This is a genomic window from Hydrogenophaga sp. H7 (assembly GCF_002025745.1).
GTDB classification, from domain to species: domain Bacteria; phylum Pseudomonadota; class Gammaproteobacteria; order Burkholderiales; family Burkholderiaceae_C; genus Hydrogenophaga; species Hydrogenophaga pseudoflava.
Genome location: NZ_MCIC01000017.1, coordinates 176,074 through 191,133, shown reverse-complemented (window position 1 = coordinate 191,133; position 15,060 = coordinate 176,074). Strand labels below are relative to the sequence as shown.

Genomic DNA, 15,060 nt, shown 5'->3' with positions numbered 1-15,060 from the left:
AGGGCGGGGCTAAAGAATATGTCAGGGCCACCGAAAAGCATCTCAACGAACTTCTAAAAGGTTCGTCGTCCGGCAAGCAACGCGGCGAGACGGTCAGCGGCCCGAGGGCCAACCGGCTGGCAGCGACGAGCACCGGTCATGGCGGCCCGTCGAAAGACGGGCGTTGAGATTGGCAGCGATGCCGGATTACCTTAGTCCAACTTTAGGAGTTAACGATGAGCACCATCAACACCAACGTGCAGTCCCTGAACGCACAACGCAACCTGGCCCAGTCCACCGGTTCGCTGTCCACCTCGATGCAACGCCTGTCTTCCGGCCTGCGTGTGAACACCGCCAAGGACGATGCCGCTGGTCTGGCCATTGCCGAGCGCATGAACGCGCAGGTCAAGGGCATGAACGTGGCGATCCGCAACGCCAACGACGGCATCTCCCTGGCGCAGACCGCTGAAGGCGCGCTGGGCAAGATCGGCGACGCGCTGCAGCGCATGCGCGAACTGGCCGTGCAGTCGGCCAACGGTTCGAACTCCGACGACGACCGCGCCAACCTCGACGAGGAATACCAGGAACTGGCCGCGGAAGTGACCCGAGTGCTCACAGGCACCAAGTTCAACGGCACCAACCTGCTGAACACCTCGGCCTCCCTGACCTTCCAGGTCGGCGCCGACAACGTGACCACCGACCAGATCGACATCGACACGACCGACCTGACCGCCGGTTCGGGCGTGACGGCCGTCGTGGGCGGCGCCATCGCCACCAGCTCCGGCGCGCTGGCCGCCATGGACGACCTGGACAACGCCATCGACGAAATCACGACCGCCCGCGCCACCTTCGGTGCCAAGCAGAACCGCTTCGACTCGGTGATCGCCAGCCTGCAGATCTCGTCCGAGAACCTCGCGGCCTCCCGCGGCCGCATCATGGACGCGAACTTCGCGGTGGAAACCTCGAACCTCTCGCGTGGCCAGATCCTGCAACAGGCCGGCACCGCCATGGTCGCCCAGGCCAACCAGCTGCCCCAGGGCGTGCTGTCCCTGCTGCGCTGATTCACGACACCGTTTCGCCACACCTGCGGGTGTGGCGACCGGCGACGGCGGCACCCCGGTGCCCCCGTCGCGTCGTCTTTCGGGGCATGCACCGATCGCATGCAGACCGCGTGCGATGGGTACATCCCGTCGGGGATGACAAGGAGCGTCCATGGCCACCATCTCGTCACCAGGCATCGGCAGCGGCCTGGACATCCAGAGCATCGTCTCGCAACTCGTCGCCCTGGAGAAGGCGCCCCTGACCCAGCTGAAGACGCAGGCCACGTCCCTGCAGACCAAGCTCTCGACCATGGGCACCATCAAGTCCCAGGTGTCGGCGCTGGGCGATGCCGCGGCCAAGCTGTCCAAGGCCTCGGGCTGGGACCCGGTCAAGGCCACCTCGTCCAACTCGTCCGCCATCGGCGTGACGGTCAAGGCCGGCGCGCCCGCCACCTCGATCACCATGGAGGTGCAGAACCTGGCCAAGGCCCAGTCCACCGCTTCGGCCGCCGTGACCGCGGGCACCGCCATGGGCACCGGCAGCATGACCATCGAACTCGGCCAGTGGAGTGGCAGCAGCTTCACCGCCGGCAGCGGCACGCCGGTCACCATCGACATCGACGCCGGCAAGGACTCGCTGTCCAGCATCGCGTCCAAGATCAACGACTCCGACGCCGGCGTGAGCGCCACCGTGCTGCGCGACGCCTCGGGCGAACGCCTGCTGGTGCGCTCCAAGGCCACCGGTGAGGAGAACGCCTTCCGCATCACGGTCGCCGACGACGACGGCGACGACACGGACGCCGCCGGCCTCTCGCGCCTGGCCTTCAGCGTCGGCAATGCCAACGGCATGTCGCGCTCGCAGAACGCCGAGAACGCGCAGGCCACGATCAACGGCGTGCCCGTCACCTCGGCCAGCAACACGCTCAGCGGCACCCTCACCGGGATGACGATCCAGCTCAGCCAGGAGACCACCGCGCCGGTGACCATCGATGTCACCAACGACACCGAGGCCATCCGCAGCAACGTCAAGGCCTTCGTCGATGCGTACAACACGCTCAACTCCACGCTGACCAGCGCCCTGCGCTACGACGAGGCCACCAAGACCGCCGGCCCGCTGCAGGGCGACGCCACCACGGTGGGCCTGCAGAACGCCCTGCGCGGCATGATGCGATCGGTGTCGGCCAGCACGCCCTACAGCCGACTCTCGGACGTCGGCATCGAGCTCAAATCCGGCGGCAAGCTGGAGATCAACGCGACCAAGATGGACGCCGCGCTGGACAACCTGGACGACCTCAAGGCCCTGTTCACGTCCACCAGCAGCGACCCCACGGCGACCGGCTTCGGCTGGAAGATCAAGAACTTCGCAGAGGGCCTGATCGACGCCGACGGCACGGTCTCCAACAAGACCGATGCCCTGAAGGCCTCGATCAAGCGCAACTCCCTGGACCAGGACCGCGTCAACGACAAGGCTGCGCGCACCGAGAAGCGCCTGCTGGCCCAGTACAACGCCATGGACGCCGCCGTGGGCTCGCTCAATGGCCTGAGCGCCTTCGTCAGCCAGCAGATCATTTTGTGGAACAAGAGCTGACGCAAATGAACACTTCCGTGACTACAGTCCCGGTTGCCGATGCCGATAAAAAAAGGCATCAGCAACAAGGAACCGACACCATGTTCACTTCTGCCACCCACCGCGCCGCCTCTGCCTACAAACGCGTTGCCGTCGAAACCAGCGTACAGGGCGCCGACCCCCACACCCTGGTGGGTCTGCTGTTCGACGCGCTGCTGCAGTCGATCGCCGAAGCCCGCGGCGCCATGGTGCGCGGCGACGCCGCCGTCAAGGGGGCCGCGCTCGGCAAGGCGGTGCGCATTCTGGAAGAGGGCCTCAAGGCCGGCCTGAACCTGCGCGAAGGGGGCGAGATCGCCGCCAACCTGCGCGATCTCTACGGCTACAGCACGCTGCGGCTGACCCAGGCCAACCTGCGCAACGACCCCGCGGCGCTGGAAGAAGTGAGCAAGCTCATCGAGCCCGTGGCGCAGTCGTGGAAACTCATCGGGGGCCCCGGCCCCGCCTACCTGCAGCCCGTTGCGGGCCGTGGAGCCTGATCATGGAGCACAGCTTGCTGGACTACTACAAAGCCATCGAATCCGCCAGCCAGCGCATGCTGGAGGCCGCCCGGGTGGAAGACTGGGACCAGATCGTGCATCTGGAGGGCACCTGCGCGGTGCTGATCGCCCAGCTGCGCCACAAGTCGCGCAACCTGCGGCTGGCACCCGACGAGCGCAAGGAAAAGGCCCGGATCATGCAGCGCATCCTGCGCGCCGACGCCGAGATCCGCTGCCTGGCCGAACCCTGGCTGGGCGACCTCGAACAGCTGATGGATGCAAAACAGGTGCACTGAACAAAGCCCGCCACGCGGGCTTTGTTCAAACCGACATGTTCATGATGTCGGTGTAGGCCTGGACCATGCGGTTTCTGACGTGCATGGTGGCCTGAAAGCCGATCTGGGCCTTCTGCATCGCGAGCATGGTTTCTTCCAGGCTCACGTTGGGATTTCCCTTCTGCACTTCGTTCTGCAGCTGGGAGGCCTCGTTCTGGGCCTTGCTCACCGATTGAAGGGCGGTCTTGAAGTTGTCGGCAAAGCCGCTGCCGACACCGCCCACGCCGGCCGGCGCGCCGCCGCGCGCAGCCGCAGGGCGGCCGATGCCGTTGACGGCCTGGCTGTTCAGGGCATTGATTCGCAGGTCCATGGCGGTGTCCTTTCACTCTGACGGGTGCAGGACTGGATGCTAGTGAGCGGGCCCCTTCCGCGCGCCGGGAATAGGGGGTCAAAGGCAGCCTTTTTCATGGCTATGCCGGGGTGAGCGGGACCGGATACTCGGTCGCAACAGGGGAGATTCCCCCATTTGCCGACCCACTTCGAAGCCCCCGCCATGAGCACTGCCGTCGCCGAAATGGACCTTGCGCCAGAGAACCGCAACGCGCTGAGCGCCGGACTCTCACGTCTGGACCGCGCGCAGAAGATCAAGATGGGCCTGGGCGCCTTCGGCCTGCTGGCGATCGCCCTCGCCCTGTTCTTCATGGGCCGCCAGCCCGACTGGAAGGTGCTCTACAACAACCTGGGCGACAAGGACGGCGGAGCCATCATCGCGCAGCTGACGACGATGAACGTGCCCTACAAGTACACCGAGGGTGGCGGCGCCATCATGGTGCCGGCCGACAAGGTGCACGACACCCGCCTGCGCCTGGCCTCGCAGGGCCTGCCCAAGGGCACGGTCAGCGGTTTCGAGCTGATGGAGGCCAACCGCTTCGGCATGACGCAGTTCCAGGAGCGCCTGACCTTCCAGCGCGGACTCGAGGGCGAGCTCACCCGCTCGATCCAGTCGCTTTCCTCGGTGCAGGCCGCGCGCGTGCACCTGGCCCTGCCGAACCAGAACGGCTTTTTCCGCGAGCAGCAGAAGCCCAGCGCCTCGGTGCTGCTGACCCTGCACCCCGGCCGCACCCTGGACAAGGCGCAGATCGCCGGGATCGTGCATCTGGTCGCCTCCAGCGTGCCCGAGATGAACCCCAAGGCCGTCAGCGTCGTGGACGACGCCGGGACCCTGCTCTCGGCCACGCCCGACGGCATGGCCCAGGGCGCCGACACCCAGAAGCTGCAGTACACCCAGCAGGTTGAACAGCTCTACACCCGCCGCATCCTGGACATGATCGAGCCCCTGGTGGGCGCCGGCAACGTCAGGGCCCAGGTCAGCGCCGACATCGATTTCTCGCTGGCCGAGTCCACCTCCGAGCAGCACCGGCCCAACCAGGGCGGCGAGCCCGGCGCGGTGCGCAGCCAGCAGATCGTCGAGGACGGCACCCCCGCCCAGGCCCAGCCCGCGGGCGTGCCCGGCGCCACCACCAACCAGCCGCCGGCCACCGGCACCGCCCCCATCAACGGCGCCGCCGCGCCGCTGGGTGTGGCCAGCAACGCCGACAAGGCCGGCACACAGCGCCGCGAATCGGTCATCAACTACGAGATCGACAAGACCGTGCGCACCGTGCGCGAGGCCAGCGGCACCGTCAAGCGCCTGACCGCCGCCGTGGTGGTGAACCACCGCAGCGTCACCGACAAGACGGGCAAGCTCATCACCACCGCCATCCCGCCCGAGCAGCTGGAGCAGATGGCCGCCCTGGTGCGCGAGACCATCGGCTTCAAACAGGAACGGGGCGACTCGGTCAACGTGGTCAACGCCGTGTTCAACGTTCCCCAGCCGGTCGAGGACGTGGCGGTGGCCTGGTGGAAGCAGCCCGAGAACATGGAACTGGCCCGCAGCCTGGCCTGGCCCGTTGGCGCCCTGGGCGTGGCGCTGCTGATCCTCATGGGCATGGTGCGCCCGGGCATGAAGATGATGCGCGCCCCGGCGGCACCACGCATCGAGGACAAGGCCAAGGCCAAGGCGCCCCAGCTCGACGCGGTGCTCGACGAGACGCCCGAGCGCCCGGGCCTGCCCATGCCGGTCGAGAACCAGCGCCTGGTCGACGCGAAGCGGCTGGCGCTGGAGAACCCGATGGCGGTGGCGAACATCGTCAAGAGCTGGGTCAACGGCGAAGCGCCGGCGTGAACATGGAACACCCCCGCCTCGCTTCGCTCGACCCCCTCCAGGGGGCGGCACTGGCGGCCCGGCAGAGCCGGTTCCGCGGTGCCCCGGGATTGGGTCCCGTCGCCCCGACGCATCGCTAAGGAAACAAGATCATGGAAGAACAGGGAATCCAGGACGCCGCGATCTTCCTCATGACACTGGGCGAGGAAGAAGCCGCAGAGGTGTTCAAGCACCTGAGCCCCAAGGAAGTGCAGAAGCTGGGCGAGGCCATCGCCAAGACCCGCGCCGTGTCCCACGAGCGGGTCGACCAGGTGATGCAGAAGTTCACTTCCGTGGCCTCCTCGCAGAGCCTGCTGGTGTCCGACACCGACAACTACGTGCGCGCGGTGCTGCGGCGTGCCCTGGGCGATGACAAGGCCTCGCTGCTGATCGACCGCATCCTGCAGGGCGGCGATGTCTCCGGCATCGAGAGCCTGAAGTGGATGGACCCGCTGTCCATCGCCGAGCTGCTGCGCAACGAGCACCCTCAGATCGTCGCGGCCATCCTGGTGCACCTCGAAGCGGACCAGACCGCCGACGTGCTGAAGAACTTCACCGAGCGCACGCGCAACGAGGTGATGCTGCGCATCGCCACGCTCGAAGGCATCCAGCCCACCGCGCTCAAGGACCTCAACGAGGTGCTCTACAAGGTGCTGGCCGGCGGCGACAAGATCCGCAAGACCTCGATGGGCGGCATCAAGACCGCGGCCGAGATCATCAACATGATGGGCAACCAGATCGAGACCTCGGTCATCGAGGCGATCCGCAACTTCGACGCCGACCTGGCGCAGAAGATCATGGACAAGATGTTCACCTTCGAGGACCTGATCAAGCTCGACGGCAAGTCGATCCAGCTGGTGCTCAAGGAGGTGGCCTCCGAGTCGCTGGTGATCGCGCTCAAGGGCGCGTCTTCGGAACTGCGCGAACTGGTCTTCGCCAACATGTCCTCGCGCGCCGCCGAGGGCCTGCGCGACGACCTCGAATCGCGCGGACCGGTCCGGCTGTCCGAGGTGGAGAACCAGCAGAAAGACATCCTGAAGATAGTCCGGCGCCTGTCCGAAGAGGGCCAGATCGCGATCGGCGGAGGCGACGATGAAGGCTTCGTCTAAGCCCAGCACGCACACCCGCTTCATCCCGCGGGAAGAAATCGACGGCGTGTCGGCCTGGCACTTTTCGTCGATGGACGGCAGCGACACGCTCCCGGTCGCGGCGGCGGTGGAGGCCGAGCCCGAACCCGACAAGGCCCTGGAGGAAGCGCTGCAAGAGGCCCGCCAGCAGGCCTACGCCGACGGCTTCGCCCACGGGCACGACACCGGCAGCAAGGAGGTTCGCGACGCGCTCGAAGCCGCCATGCGCCGCACCATCGAGGAAACCGGGGTGCGCATGGGCCAGATGCTGCACGGCATGGCCGAACAGCTGATCGCGGCCGAGCAGAAGATCGGCCGCCAGATCCTGGACCTGGCCTGCGACATCGCGCGCCAGGTGGTGCGGCAGGAGCTGCAGAGCAACACCGTCCACCTGCGCGCCGTGATCGGCGAGGCGCTGGAGCAGATCGTCGAGGACGGCCTGCCCGCCACCGTGCGCATGCACCCCGACGACCTCGCACTGATGCGCGGTGCGCTGATGGAGACCCTGGGCGAGAACGCCCCCGACTTCGTGGCGGACGTCACCATCACCCCGGGAGGCTGCCTGCTGCAGACCCCCGGCGCCACGGTCGACGCCACCATCGAAAAGCGCTGGACACGGGCCTTGGGCAACCTCGGCATGGACGCACCCTGGAACCCGGAGGCGGGCGATGTCTGAACCCGACGGCCGCTGGGCCCAGTACATGGACGACCTGCGCATCGGCGCCAACGTGCACACGCCGCTGGAGACGCGCGGCACGCTGACCCGCCTGGCCGGCCTGGTGCTCGAAGCCGTGGGCCTGCGCGTGCCGGTCGGTTCGCAGTGCCTGATCGCCAACGGCAAGCGCGAGCCGGTGCTGGCCGAGGTGGTGGGCTTTGCCGGCAACCGCGCCTTCCTGATGCCCGCGGGCGACACCCGCGGCCTGGCCAGCGGCGCCAGCGTGACGCCGCTGGCGCCCTACCGCCCGGTGCCGCGCATGGGCCAGGTCAACAAGCCGCCATCGGCCGGCGACCGCGGTCTGCTGCGCCTGCCGCTGGGCCGGGGTCTGCTGGGCCGCGTGGTCGACTCGCACGGCCACCCCATGGACCACATGGGGCCGATCACCGAGGTCGACATCGAGCCCATGAACCAGGCGCCGCTGAACGCGATGGACCGCGACCCGGTGCGCGAACCGCTGGACACCGGCGTGCGCGCCATCAACGCCCTGCTCACGGTCGGCCGCGGCCAGCGCCTGGGCCTGTTCGCCGGCTCCGGCGTCGGCAAGTCGGTGCTGCTGGGCATGATGGCCCGCTACACCAAGGCCGACGTGATCGTGGTCGGCCTGATCGGCGAACGCGGCCGCGAAGTCAAGGAGTTCATCGAGGACATCCTGGGCGAGGACGGCCGCAAGCGCTCCGTCGTGGTGGCCGCGCCGGCCGACGCGCCGCCGCTGGTGCGCATGCAGGGAGCCGCCTACGCCACCGCCATTGCCGAACGCTTCCGCGACGATGGCCTGCACGTGCTGCTGCTGATGGACTCGCTCACGCGCTACGCCATGGCGCAGCGCGAGATCGCCCTGGCCATCGGCGAGCCGCCGGCCACCAAGGGCTACCCGCCGTCGTGTTTTGCCAAGCTGCCGCAGCTGGTGGAGCGCAGCGGCAACGGCCTCAACGGCCGCGGCTCGATCACCGCCTTCTACACCGTGCTCTCCGAAGGCGACGACCAGCAGGACCCGATCGCCGACGCGGCGCGTGCCATCCTGGACGGTCACATCGTGCTCTCGCGCGCGCTGGCCGAATCGGGCCACTACCCCGCCATCGACGTCGAGGCCTCGGCCTCGCGCGTGATGCACAACGTGGCCACGCCGCAGCACCTGGAGCTGGCGCGCAAGTTCCGCAACTACTACTCGCGCTACATGAAGAGCCGCGACCTGATCCAGCTGGGCGCCTACGCCGCCGGCAGCGACCCGGAGACCGACCGCGCGATCGTGCTCTACCCCGGCCTGCAGCGTTTCCTGATGCAGGACATGCGCGAGGCCGCGACCATGGAACACAGCCTGCAGCAGCTGGCCGTGGCGCTGCAGGAAGACAAGCCCGCACGCGACGGCCGCGGTGCGCGCGGGCACGCCAACCACAACCTGTATGAAGGAACCCACGCATGAGCAACCTGCAGACCCTGCACAAGGTGGTGGACCTGGCCACCCGGCGCCGCGACGACGCGCTCACCGCGCTCGGCCAGGCCCAGCGTGAACTGCAGGCGGCGCAGGCCCAGATGAACCAGCTGCGCAACTACGCCGACGAGGCGCTGCAGCGCTGGGCGCAGCGCAGCACCACGGGCGGCGTGGACGCCAACCTGCTGCACCACCACCGCCTGTTCATGGAGAAGATCACCCACGCCATCGAGTTCCAGCAGGCGGTGCAGCGCGGCCGGGAAGAGGTGGTCGAACGCGCCCAGGCCCAGGTCTACGCCGCCGAGCGCGACGTCGCCGGCCTGCGCAAGTACGCCGAGCGCAAGCAGCAGGCGATCGAACACCGCGCCATGCGCCAGGAACAGAAAGCCACCGACGAGATGGCGCTGACCATCCACCTGCGACAGACCCTGTCGGCCGCCCACGGAGCCCGTTCATGAGCAGCACCGCCCCCTCTGCCTCGCACCACTCGTCCAACGGCCCGACCCAGGCGGCACAGGCCGCCGGTCGCCACGGCGCCCAGGGCACCCGCAAACCCGGCGGCCAGGAAACCGGCGCCGACCCGTTCGCCAACCTGCTGTTGCTGCTGAGCGCCAGCGACCAGCTGCCCGCAGACGGAGGCGTGGCCGCCGAGCTGGTGCAGGACACGGCCGAGACCCCTGCGGAGGAGTCCGGCGAAGCCCAGCTGGAAGCCATGATGGCCTGGGCCACCCTGCCCTCCGCTGGCGCACCCGCCGCCCCCGGCGCCCGCGGTCTGGCAGGCACCACCCCGGACGCCGGAGCCCCCGCGCAGGCAGCGACAGCCGACGGCGCGCCCGCAGACACGCTGCAGGGCATGCAGGTGCTGGACCAGCCCGAGGCGCTGGACGAACAGACCCAGGCCCAGCTCTCGGCGGCCAACGCCGGCCCACCGGCCGCGGGCAACAGCGCCCCGGCGTCGAACGCCCGGCCCGGCGCCTGGCGCAGCACCGCCCAGATGGCGGGCACCAGCGCGCTCCAGCAGTGGCACCACACCCAGGCCCAGGCGGCCCCCGCCGCCGAGCGCGCCGCGGTGCGGATCGATGTCGGGCCGGCGCTGCCGCTGCACAGCACGGTCGCGCTCGACCAGCGCTTTGCGCAGGCCGTCAGCGATGACGCCTCGCTCGACACCCCGCTGGCGGCCGCAAGCCTGCAGGGCGCGGTGCCCATGGCCGGCGGCGCCGACCACACCGGCCAGCCCGGCACCGGCGGCGAGGCGGGCACCGAGGGCGGCGACCGCTCCGACACCCGCGACGAGCTGCGCAGCGACGCACGGGACGAGACCTACGACGAGGCGCTGGCGCAAGCCGATGCCGAGGCCGAAGAGCGGCTCGACAGCTTCGCCTCGCCGCACCTGCGCCAGGCCAGCCTGCGCATCGGCGAAGACGGCGAGAACGCCATCGACGTGCGGCTCTCGCTCACCGGCCAGGAACTGGACCTGAGCTTCCGGACCGACAGCGCCGAGGCGCGCGCCGAGCTGCGCCAGAGCGCCGAGGGCACGCTGGCCGACCTGCTGCAGCGCGGTGGCATCCAGCTGGGCGACGTGAGCGTCAGCGACCAGCGCGGCCAGCAAGGGCAGGACGGCCCGACCGCGCCACCCGGCCGCCCAGGCACGCCATCGGCCCGCGCCGACACTGCGGCGGCACCGGCCGGCAACGCCGTGCCGGCCACGCCACGGCCCCGCAGCGACGGCAGCCGCCCGCTGGACCTGTTCGTCTGAGAACGCCAAGCCGGCCGTGCGGAGCCGGCGAATAGCGGGGTTTTCCGGCGCTATTCAGGGCTACGCCCGGGGGGGGTGGCTCCAATAATTCCTCCACAGCCCGCCGGTCTTTTCGGCGGGCACCGCCCCCCACGGGGCGCTCTTCCGGAGGATGTCCATGTCTGCTGTCGCCGCTGCTGCCGCCCCCGCCAATGGCGAGGCCCCAGCCAAACCCAAGAGCAGGAAGCTGCTGTTCATCATCATCGGCGTGGTGATGCTGGCGCTGATCGGCGCGGGCACGGCGCTCTTCCTGCTGAAGAAGGCGCAGAGCGAAGACGAGGAAGACGGCACCGAACTCACGGCCGAGGAGGAGCACGCCGCACCGCTGCGCGACCCCAAGACCCCGCCGACCTTCCTGCCGCTGGACAGCATGGTGGTCAACCTGGCCGACCCGGGCGGCAACCGCTTCGCCCAGCTGGGCATCACGCTGCAGCTGGCCGACGCCAAGACCGGCGAGGAGATGAAGACCTACATGCCCAGCATCCGCAACGGCATCCTGATCCTGGTCTCGCAGCGCACCGCCGAACAGATGCTGCGGACCGACGGCAAGCAGGCCCTGATCCAGGACATCATGGCCGAGATCTCCAACGTCATGGGCTACGACTACGAGCGCCCGGGCGCCGAACCCGTCGCCCAGGGCAAGAAGAAGAAAAAGGCCGCTCCCAACCCGCTTGAGGGCGTGCTCTTCTCCAGTTTCATCGTGCAGTGACCGGGGGGACCTGACGCCATGGCCGATTCGTTTCTTTCCCAGGAAGAAGTCGACGCCCTTCTGGAAGGGGTCACCGGCGAGAGCCAGAAGCTCGAGAAAGAGGACACGCCCACCGACGGCGTCCGCACCTACAACCTCTCCAGCCAGGAACGCATCGTCCGTGGGCGCATGCCCACGATGGAGATCGTCAACGAACGCTTCTCGCGCAACCTGCGCCTGGGGCTCTTCAACTTCATCCGGCGCAGCCCGGAGATCTCGGTCGGCGGTGTGCAGGTGCAGAAGTACAGCGCCTTCCTGCGCGAGCTGGCGGTGCCCACCAACTTCAACATCATGGCCGTGCGTCCGCTGCGCGGTAACGGCCTGGTGGTGTGCGAACCCAACCTGCTGTTCGGCGTGATCGACAGCCTCTACGGCGGCAACGGCAAGTTCCACACCCGCATCGAGGGGCGCGACTTCTCGCCCACCGAGCAGCGCGTCATCGACCGCCTGGTCGAGGTGGTGGCCGAGGAATACAAGAAGGCCTGGCGCGGCGTGTACCCGATCGAGCTGGCCTACCAGCGCTCGGAAATGCAGCCCCAGTTCGCCACCATCGCCACCCCCAGCGAGATCGTGGTGTCCACCAGCTTCACGCTGGAAATCGGCGACATCACCGGCTCGCTGCACATCTGCATTCCCTACGCCACGCTAGAGCCCATCCGCGACGTGCTGTATTCCAGCGTGCAGGGCGACGCCATCGAGGTCGACCGCCGCTGGGTCAAGCTGCTGGGCCAGGAGATCCAGGCCGCCGAGGTCACGATGGTGGCCGAGCTGGCCCAGACCGACGCCACCGTCGAGCAGCTGCTGGCGATGCAGGTCGGCGACTTCATCGAGCTGGACCGCAACCCGGCCATCAAGGCCCACGTCGACGGTGTGCCGCTGTTCGAGTGCCAGTACGGCACGCACAAAGGCAAGTACGCGCTGCGCATCGACCGCAAGCTGAGCAGCAGCACCGACAAGACCTGGCAAGGAGATCCCTATGTCCACTGAGAGCCCCGACACCATGAACGATTCCGTCGCCGACGACTGGGCCCAGGCCCTCGAAGAACAGGCCGTGGCCAGCGCCGGCGGCGGCGCCCACGACGGCGCACCCGCCTTCGACGACCACCCCTCGACGCCTGCCACCGCCGCGGGCAACGTCATGCAGGACATCCAGATGGTGCTGGACATCCCGGTGCAGCTGACGGTGGAGCTGGGCCGGGTGAAGGTGCCGATCAAGTACATCCTGCAGCTGGCCCAGGGCTCCATCGTCGAGCTCGACGCGCTGGCCGGCGAGCCCATGGACGTGCTGGTCAACGGCTACCTCATCGCCCAGGGCGAGGTGGTGGTGGTGAACGACAAGTTCGGCATCCGCCTGACCGACATCGTCACGCCGTCCGAGCGCATGCGCCGCCTCTCCAAAGGCTGAAGGGTTCCCATGCTCCAGAACGCCGCCCCGGCCATCGTGCTGCTCATCGTCATGGTGGGCATCGCCTGGCTGCTGCAACGCTACCGCCGCCACCTGCCGGGCGCGGCGCACCGCGCCGGCCCGCATCTGCAGGTGCTGGGCGGCGTCGCGCTCGGCCCGCAGCAGCGCGTGGTCACGCTGCAGGTCGGCCAGGGCGAACAGGCGGTCTGCCTGGTGCTCGGCGTCTCGCCGGGCAGCGTCACCGCGCTGCACCAGATGCCGCTGCCGCCCGAGGCCAGCGAAGCGCCCGCCGCCCCGGGCCACACCCCCGCCCCCGCCGGTTTCGCCGCGCGGCTGGCCCTGTTCCGCAAGGACGGTGATGCGAACCGCTGAACACCCGCGCCGCGCCCGCCTGCTGGGCCTGGCCTTCCTGCTGCTGGCCGCCGCGCCCGCCTGGGCGCAGCAGACCGGCAACGCCGCGCTGCCCATCGTGGTCGGCCAGGGCGCGGGCGGCACCAGCTACTCGGTGCCGATCCAGACCCTGCTGTTCTTCACCGCGCTGAGCTTCCTGCCCGCGGTGCTGCTGCTGATGACGGGCTTCACCCGCATCGTCATCGTGCTCTCGCTGCTGCGCCAGGCCCTGGGCACGCAGTCCGCACCGCCCAACCAGGTGATCATCGGCCTCTCGCTGTTCCTCACCCTGTTCGTCATGGGGCCGACGCTGGACAAGGTCTACAACGAGGCCTACCAGCCCTACACCAGCAACCAGATCCCGTTCGACCAGGCGCTGGACCGCGCGCAGGGACCGATGCGCGAGTTCATGCTCAAGCAGACCCGCCAGAGCGACTTCGAACTCTTCGCCCGCCTGGCCAAGCTGCCCGAAGACGTGAAGGCCGAGACCGCGCCCTTCCGCGTCATCGTGCCGGCCTTCGTCACCAGCGAGCTCAAGACCGCGTTCCAGATCGGCTTCATGATCTTCATCCCCTTCCTGGTGATCGACATGGTGGTCGCCAGCGTGCTGATGTCGCTGGGGATGATGATGCTCTCGCCGGTGCTGGTCGCCCTGCCCTTCAAGCTGATGCTGTTCGTGCTGGCCGACGGCTGGAACCTGCTGCTCGGCTCGCTCGCCGCATCCTTTGCCACCTAGACAGGACCCAACCATGGACCCCCAAGCCGCCCTCACGATGGGCCAGAACGCCCTCTTCATGGTGCTCATGGTGGCCGCGCCCGTGCTGGCCGTGGTGCTCGGCGTGGGCCTGCTGGTCAGCCTGTTCCAGGCCATCACGCAGATCCACGAAGCCACCCTCTCCTTCGTGCCCAAGCTGATCGCCGCCATCGCCGTGTTCGCGATCGCCGGGCCGTGGATGATGACCACCCTGGTCGAGTTCATCCGCAACACCATCCTCGCGATTCCCAACCACGCGATCTGAACGCTCGCGCGGCCGGCGCCATGTTCTCGTTCACTGAAGCCGACATCATGTCGCTGGTGGCGCCGGTGTTCTGGCCCTTCCTGCGCATCCTCGCGGTGTTCTCCAGCGCGCCCATCTTCTCGGCGCGCTCGGTGCCCATGCGCGCCCGCGTCGCGCTGGCCATGCTGGTGGCCATCTGCGCCCAGGCCGCGCTGGCCGACCAGCCCGTGGTCGGCCTGACCGACCCGCAGGCCATGGGCGTGGTGCTGCAGCAGGTGGTGATCGGCCTGGCGATCGGCCTGGCGGTGCGCATCGTGTTCGCCGCGGTGGAGCTGGCGGGCGAAATCATCGGCCTGCAGATGGGCCTGAACTTCGCTGGCTTCTTCGACCCCACCACCAACCAGCAGACCAGCGCCGTCGGCCGCTTCTACGGCAACAGCACCATGCTGCTGTTCGTGGTGCTCAACGGCCACCTCATGGTGCTGCAGGCCGTGGTGGCCAGCTTCGAGACCTTTCCGATCGGCACCGGCGCGTTCGAGGCCATCGAACGCATGCGCCTGCACGAACTCGGCTCGGTCGTGTTCCGCTACGGCCTGTGGATCGCACTGCCCATGATCGGCATGCTGCTGTTCGTCAACATCGTGCTGGGCTTCATCTCGCGCGTGGCGCCACAGATGAACGCCTTCGCCATCGGCTTCCCGCTCACCCTCACCACCGGCCTGCTGGGCATCGCCGTGACGCTGCCGATGCTGGAAGGCCCGGTGGTGGCGCTGATGAAACTCGCCACCGGCATGTTCACCGGAAGCTGAGC

Annotated in this window: 18 protein-coding genes; 17 read left to right on the top strand and 1 reads right to left on the bottom strand. The window is 68.6% G+C overall.

Annotated elements, in window-relative coordinates; genetic code table 11:
* Positions 1-215 precede the first annotated feature (215 nt).
* The 4 genes from BC358_RS16605 (at position 216) to BC358_RS16590 (ending at position 3,418) form a co-directional block, all read left to right on the top strand.
* On the top strand, positions 216-1,040 hold the full coding sequence (locus BC358_RS16605) for a flagellin (protein WP_066154859.1): 825 nt from the start codon (positions 216-218) through the stop codon (positions 1,038-1,040).
* A 151-nt stretch (positions 1,041-1,191) separates the two neighbouring features.
* A complete protein-coding gene (gene fliD / locus BC358_RS16600; RefSeq protein WP_079366699.1) occupies positions 1,192-2,607 on the top strand; it encodes a flagellar filament capping protein FliD in 1,416 nt (471 codons plus the stop codon).
* 80 nt (positions 2,608-2,687) lie between these two features.
* Complete coding sequence (fliS, locus tag BC358_RS16595) at positions 2,688-3,122, top strand: flagellar export chaperone FliS (RefSeq protein ID WP_066154864.1); 435 nt, start codon at positions 2,688-2,690, stop codon at positions 3,120-3,122.
* Between the two features lie 2 nt (positions 3,123-3,124).
* A complete protein-coding gene (locus tag BC358_RS16590) occupies positions 3,125-3,418 on the top strand; it encodes a flagellar protein FliT (protein ID WP_066154869.1) in 294 nt (97 codons plus the stop codon).
* Between the two features lie 25 nt (positions 3,419-3,443).
* Here BC358_RS16590 and fliE read toward each other — a convergent pair whose 3' ends face one another.
* Positions 3,444-3,767: a flagellar hook-basal body complex protein FliE gene (gene fliE, locus BC358_RS16585; RefSeq protein WP_066154872.1), complete on the bottom strand. Its 324-nt coding sequence runs from the start codon at positions 3,765-3,767 to the stop codon at positions 3,444-3,446.
* A gap of 183 nt (positions 3,768-3,950) precedes the next feature.
* On the opposite strand from fliE, the gene fliF reads away from it, so the two are divergent.
* The 13 genes from fliF (at position 3,951) to fliR (ending at position 15,058) form a co-directional block, all read left to right on the top strand.
* On the top strand, positions 3,951-5,621 hold the full coding sequence (gene fliF, locus BC358_RS16580) for a flagellar basal-body MS-ring/collar protein FliF (RefSeq protein ID WP_079366833.1): 1,671 nt from the start codon (positions 3,951-3,953) through the stop codon (positions 5,619-5,621).
* 131 nt (positions 5,622-5,752) lie between these two features.
* Complete coding sequence (gene fliG, locus BC358_RS16575; protein WP_079366698.1) at positions 5,753-6,748, top strand: flagellar motor switch protein FliG; 996 nt, start codon at positions 5,753-5,755, stop codon at positions 6,746-6,748.
* On the top strand, positions 6,732-7,442 hold the full coding sequence (locus BC358_RS16570) for a FliH/SctL family protein (RefSeq protein WP_066154878.1): 711 nt from the start codon (positions 6,732-6,734) through the stop codon (positions 7,440-7,442). The genes fliG and BC358_RS16570 overlap by 17 nt, the downstream gene beginning before the upstream one ends.
* Positions 7,435-8,904: a flagellar protein export ATPase FliI gene (gene fliI, locus BC358_RS16565; RefSeq protein ID WP_079366697.1), complete on the top strand. Its 1,470-nt coding sequence runs from the start codon at positions 7,435-7,437 to the stop codon at positions 8,902-8,904. The genes BC358_RS16570 and fliI overlap by 8 nt, the downstream gene beginning before the upstream one ends.
* Entirely contained in the window at positions 8,901-9,371 is a 471-nt protein-coding gene (gene fliJ / locus BC358_RS16560) for a flagellar export protein FliJ (RefSeq protein ID WP_079366696.1), read from the top strand. The genes fliI and fliJ overlap by 4 nt, the downstream gene beginning before the upstream one ends.
* Positions 9,368-10,669 carry a flagellar hook-length control protein FliK gene (locus BC358_RS16555; RefSeq protein WP_079366695.1) on the top strand — a complete coding sequence of 434 codons (1,302 nt, stop codon included), beginning with the start codon at positions 9,368-9,370 and terminating at the stop codon, positions 10,667-10,669. Before fliJ ends, BC358_RS16555 begins: the two co-directional genes overlap by 4 nt.
* Before the next feature lie 157 nt (positions 10,670-10,826).
* Entirely contained in the window at positions 10,827-11,417 is a 591-nt protein-coding gene (gene fliL / locus BC358_RS16550) for a flagellar basal body-associated protein FliL (RefSeq protein ID WP_143434337.1), read from the top strand.
* 18 nt (positions 11,418-11,435) lie between these two features.
* Positions 11,436-12,443 carry a flagellar motor switch protein FliM gene (gene fliM, locus BC358_RS16545; protein WP_066154888.1) on the top strand — a complete coding sequence of 336 codons (1,008 nt, stop codon included), beginning with the start codon at positions 11,436-11,438 and terminating at the stop codon, positions 12,441-12,443.
* Complete coding sequence (fliN, locus tag BC358_RS16540) at positions 12,433-12,861, top strand: flagellar motor switch protein FliN (RefSeq protein ID WP_079366693.1); 429 nt, start codon at positions 12,433-12,435, stop codon at positions 12,859-12,861. The genes fliM and fliN overlap by 11 nt, the downstream gene beginning before the upstream one ends.
* 9 nt (positions 12,862-12,870) lie before the next feature.
* A complete protein-coding gene (locus tag BC358_RS16535) occupies positions 12,871-13,233 on the top strand; it encodes a flagellar biosynthetic protein FliO (RefSeq protein WP_079366692.1) in 363 nt (120 codons plus the stop codon).
* A complete protein-coding gene (gene fliP / locus BC358_RS16530) occupies positions 13,220-13,987 on the top strand; it encodes a flagellar type III secretion system pore protein FliP (RefSeq protein ID WP_079366691.1) in 768 nt (255 codons plus the stop codon). Before BC358_RS16535 ends, fliP begins: the two co-directional genes overlap by 14 nt.
* A gap of 13 nt (positions 13,988-14,000) precedes the next feature.
* Positions 14,001-14,270, top strand: a complete 270-nt coding sequence (gene fliQ, locus BC358_RS16525) for a flagellar biosynthesis protein FliQ (RefSeq protein WP_066154898.1) — start codon at positions 14,001-14,003, stop codon at positions 14,268-14,270.
* Between the two features lie 20 nt (positions 14,271-14,290).
* Positions 14,291-15,058, top strand: a complete 768-nt coding sequence (gene fliR / locus BC358_RS16520) for a flagellar biosynthetic protein FliR (protein WP_079366690.1) — start codon at positions 14,291-14,293, stop codon at positions 15,056-15,058.
* Positions 15,059-15,060: the final 2 nt, after the last annotated feature.

Bases quoted from the DNA above. Each gene is read 5' to 3' on its own strand.
- BC358_RS16605 (WP_066154859.1), top strand. From the start codon at position 216: ATGAGCACCATCAACACCAACGTGCAGTCCCTGAACGCACAACGCAAC.
- fliD (WP_079366699.1), top strand. From the start codon at position 1,192: ATGGCCACCATCTCGTCACCAGGCATCGGCAGCGGCCTGGACATCCAG.
- fliS (WP_066154864.1), top strand. From the start codon at position 2,688: ATGTTCACTTCTGCCACCCACCGCGCCGCCTCTGCCTACAAACGCGTT.
- BC358_RS16590 (WP_066154869.1), top strand. From the start codon at position 3,125: ATGGAGCACAGCTTGCTGGACTACTACAAAGCCATCGAATCCGCCAGC.
- fliE (WP_066154872.1), bottom strand. From the start codon at position 3,767: ATGGACCTGCGAATCAATGCCCTGAACAGCCAGGCCGTCAACGGCATC.
- fliF (WP_079366833.1), top strand. From the start codon at position 3,951: ATGAGCACTGCCGTCGCCGAAATGGACCTTGCGCCAGAGAACCGCAAC.
- fliG (WP_079366698.1), top strand. From the start codon at position 5,753: ATGGAAGAACAGGGAATCCAGGACGCCGCGATCTTCCTCATGACACTG.
- BC358_RS16570 (WP_066154878.1), top strand. From the start codon at position 6,732: ATGAAGGCTTCGTCTAAGCCCAGCACGCACACCCGCTTCATCCCGCGG.
- fliI (WP_079366697.1), top strand. From the start codon at position 7,435: ATGTCTGAACCCGACGGCCGCTGGGCCCAGTACATGGACGACCTGCGC.
- fliJ (WP_079366696.1), top strand. From the start codon at position 8,901: ATGAGCAACCTGCAGACCCTGCACAAGGTGGTGGACCTGGCCACCCGG.
- BC358_RS16555 (WP_079366695.1), top strand. From the start codon at position 9,368: ATGAGCAGCACCGCCCCCTCTGCCTCGCACCACTCGTCCAACGGCCCG.
- fliL (WP_143434337.1), top strand. From the start codon at position 10,827: ATGTCTGCTGTCGCCGCTGCTGCCGCCCCCGCCAATGGCGAGGCCCCA.
- fliM (WP_066154888.1), top strand. From the start codon at position 11,436: ATGGCCGATTCGTTTCTTTCCCAGGAAGAAGTCGACGCCCTTCTGGAA.
- fliN (WP_079366693.1), top strand. From the start codon at position 12,433: ATGTCCACTGAGAGCCCCGACACCATGAACGATTCCGTCGCCGACGAC.
- BC358_RS16535 (WP_079366692.1), top strand. From the start codon at position 12,871: ATGCTCCAGAACGCCGCCCCGGCCATCGTGCTGCTCATCGTCATGGTG.
- fliP (WP_079366691.1), top strand. From the start codon at position 13,220: ATGCGAACCGCTGAACACCCGCGCCGCGCCCGCCTGCTGGGCCTGGCC.
- fliQ (WP_066154898.1), top strand. From the start codon at position 14,001: ATGGACCCCCAAGCCGCCCTCACGATGGGCCAGAACGCCCTCTTCATG.
- fliR (WP_079366690.1), top strand. From the start codon at position 14,291: ATGTTCTCGTTCACTGAAGCCGACATCATGTCGCTGGTGGCGCCGGTG.